General features: G+C 46.5%; 4 protein-coding genes. 1 reads left to right on the top strand and 3 read right to left on the bottom strand.

Annotation, left to right across the window (positions count from 1 at the left end):
- Nucleotides 1-85: 85 nt before the first annotated feature.
- Entirely contained in the window at nucleotides 86-739 is a 654-nt protein-coding gene (locus ACTXGO_RS12065; protein ID WP_443574713.1) for a DUF4112 domain-containing protein, read from the top strand.
- 7 nt (nucleotides 740-746) lie between these two features.
- Here the strand turns inward: ACTXGO_RS12065 and ACTXGO_RS12070 are convergent, their stop codons facing one another.
- The 3 genes from ACTXGO_RS12070 to ACTXGO_RS12080 form a co-directional block, all read right to left on the bottom strand.
- Nucleotides 747-1,325, bottom strand: a complete 579-nt coding sequence (locus ACTXGO_RS12070) for a hypothetical protein (protein ID WP_443574715.1) — start codon at nucleotides 1,323-1,325, stop codon at nucleotides 747-749.
- An 85-nt stretch (nucleotides 1,326-1,410) separates the two neighbouring features.
- Entirely contained in the window at nucleotides 1,411-1,836 is a 426-nt protein-coding gene (locus ACTXGO_RS12075) for a secondary thiamine-phosphate synthase enzyme YjbQ (RefSeq protein ID WP_443542886.1), read from the bottom strand.
- A gap of 9 nt (nucleotides 1,837-1,845) precedes the next feature.
- Nucleotides 1,846-2,792: FAD-dependent oxidoreductase (locus ACTXGO_RS12080; RefSeq protein ID WP_443574717.1), on the bottom strand; the 947-nt coding region annotated here is incomplete at its 5' end.

Genomic DNA, 2,792 nt, shown 5'->3' on the forward strand with positions numbered 1-2,792 from the left:
TGCTTTCAAGCATTCCTAGCTAATATTTGGGTCGGACGTTACGTCTTTGCCTTAGTCGCTTTATCTTGTATATGGACTACCTTTAATGGCTAAATTACCCAGCTCTCTTAAACGCTTTACTAGCAAAAAACCACCACTTAATGAGGTGCAGACTGAGTTTCAGTTAAGACTGGCTGAGCAAGGACTGACGCGCGAGCAAGTGATTGACACTGAGCGCAAATTAGCAAAGTTTGCCAATACTATGGACTCACTGGTGCGTGTACCCTTTACCAAACAAGGGTTAGGCGCGGATGCGGCGCTCTCGACGATTCCAATAGCAGGGGATTTGGCGGGGCTGGCACTCACCAGCTACGCGTTTATATTAGGGCGTCAGCTGGGCGTTCCTGCAAGCAAAATGACCCCTGCGGTACAGATGGCGCTGGCTGACATGGTCGTCGGTATTATTCCGGGTGTGGGCACTGTAATCGATGTGTTTTTGCGCCCAAGCCGTAAGACATTGGGGATTGTCCACCAGCATATCCAAGATGAGTATGGTATCACCGATACCATGCATATCGATAGACCGTTTTTGCATCAAAGCTTGGAGGATAAGCAGCAGCAAAGCCGCTTTTGGCGTAATTCTGTTATCGCTTGGCTATACTTGCATATTCCTGATATTTTGGGGGTGCTGGTCATTGCCTTTGTTGTGCTTGGTCTATGGACGGCTATTAGATGGCTAATAGGAATGTTTGGCGGCTAGGTCGTCGTTAGTCAGTGACGACCTCTGCCTCAGCGCTAGTGGCGTTATAATTAGTCACTTTGCCATTTTGTATCACATCTATACTACTACCGCCGCCATGACTGATAAGCTCGACACTGCCGTCATTAGAGCGATAGGTGGGATTATTGCCTTGACCTTCAGGCGCACTCAGAGTCACTTTTGGTCTGTTAGGTAGGGTAACTATAGCATTGAGCACTCCGCTCGCTGAGGTCTCAAAGATGACAGAGAGCGTGTCACCGGTGTCACTACGGTATGTAACATCAGTGATTTGCGTGCCCTTTACAGCTTGTTCTGGATTTGGGGCAACATCTTGTAAGTCTGCTTCTTGATCTAGTTCATCAATATCATCGAGCGCGTCCAAATTTATCTCACGCTCGTCTACTTTTGGCTCCTCTACGTTCTGTGTTGGCTGCTTAGTAGTCATATCGGCAGTAGCAGGCATGCTTTGTGTCTCAACCTCGATTGGAGTCTCAGGTTCAGGTTCTTTTTGACAAGCGCTTAGAGTGAGGCTAATCGCTAATACAAAAAGTAAGCCGTAGCGCATAGGGTTTAGGAGTTTTTTCATAGGACAATCAGCTTGGTTGATAGTAATGAGTAGTGTTTATATATTCGAGAAAAATCTATGGTTAAGTAAAGACAGCTATTAAACATTAAGCGCTTATTGTTATGATTATTTTACGCTTGCCACCATGATCTCTATGCTCGCACAGATAAATACCTTGCCACATGCCTAATCCTAGCGCGCCGTTGACCAAAGGTATCGTAAGGCTGACGCCAAGCATCATACTCTTAAAATGCGCGGGCAAATCATCAGATCCCTCTAAGGTATGTCTATATTCGGACTGATTGGCAGGGGCAATAGTATTGAGCCAGTCTTCGGTATCTAGTCGGACATCAGGGTCAGCATTCTCATTGATAGCAAGGCTCGCTGAGGTGTGCTGCAAGAATAGATGCACAAAGCCTGCGTTTGCTTTATCAGGTAGCAGCTTATTGATCGCTTGTTCGATATGGGCGGTAATAATATGGATACCGCGTGCGTAGGCTGGTAGCGTTATAGTGGTTTGCAGATAAGCCATGGTCTATCCTTATTCATTCAAAGGCGTTTGCAAGCGTATACGATTGGGAGCGAGCCTATCAAGCAATGCACTTGATAAAGGCATAAAATCACCTAACATCATATCAGCTAAGGCTTCAGCACATATCGGTGCAAAAGCATACCCTTTTGCGCCCATCGCTGTGAGCGTCCATAAGCGCGTGCTATCAGGTAGTTGGCCTACAATTGGATGGTAATCAGGTGTTTGCGTGCGAACGCTCGCCCGCGCTTGCCACTTGCTAGTATCGGCCGGTATCACCTCATTCATCTCAGCAATAGCTTTGATCAGTTTATCACGGCTAATTTGGTGCTCGCCCGCCCGAATATCGGTTGCGATATCATTACGCACAAAACTTGCGCCAAGTAATAAATACGGTTGACCTTCTACAACGTTATTAATTTGCGCATCCCCTGCCTGAGCAGTAAAGAGCGTACAGTAGCCGCTATACTTGAGCGGTATCTTTGGCAGTTTAGCAAGCTGCTCGGCACTGGGTATGAACCATGACAGCTGACCACGAATCTTGCGACAATCGAAAATACGAGTATCTAAAGCATGGCTCTCAAAGGCGGCGCAGATGACCACATTGTCGGCTTGAAGGTTGATCTGCTCGCCATCCCTATAACCACTCACATAAACTTGCTCGTTATTTTCATTGATCTCATTAACGTTTAACTGCTGATAGCTAATGAATGGATGAGACATAATGACGTCTTTTAGGGCTTGCGGATTGACTAAGCCTGATTGCGGCAAATATAGATTATCGGATAAGTCCTGCATGGTTAAATGACTAAGTTGACGCGCTTGCTCATCGGGTAGGGTGGTCGCCATCGTATCAGGATAATCAGCAATTTGCGCGACATCGATATTGGCTTTTAGAAGTAAATCAAGCGCGCCTGTCGGTTCAAGCACCGCTGCGCTATTATTTTTGGCAGCTAACT

It is taken from the genome of Psychrobacter sp. T6-1 (assembly GCF_052258445.1).

Bases quoted from the DNA above. Each gene is read 5' to 3' on its own strand.
- ACTXGO_RS12075 (WP_443542886.1), bottom strand. From the start codon at position 1,836: ATGGCTTATCTGCAAACCACTATAACGCTACCAGCCTACGCACGCGGT.
- ACTXGO_RS12065 (WP_443574713.1), top strand. From the start codon at position 86: ATGGCTAAATTACCCAGCTCTCTTAAACGCTTTACTAGCAAAAAACCA.
- ACTXGO_RS12070 (WP_443574715.1), bottom strand. From the start codon at position 1,325: ATGAAAAAACTCCTAAACCCTATGCGCTACGGCTTACTTTTTGTATTA.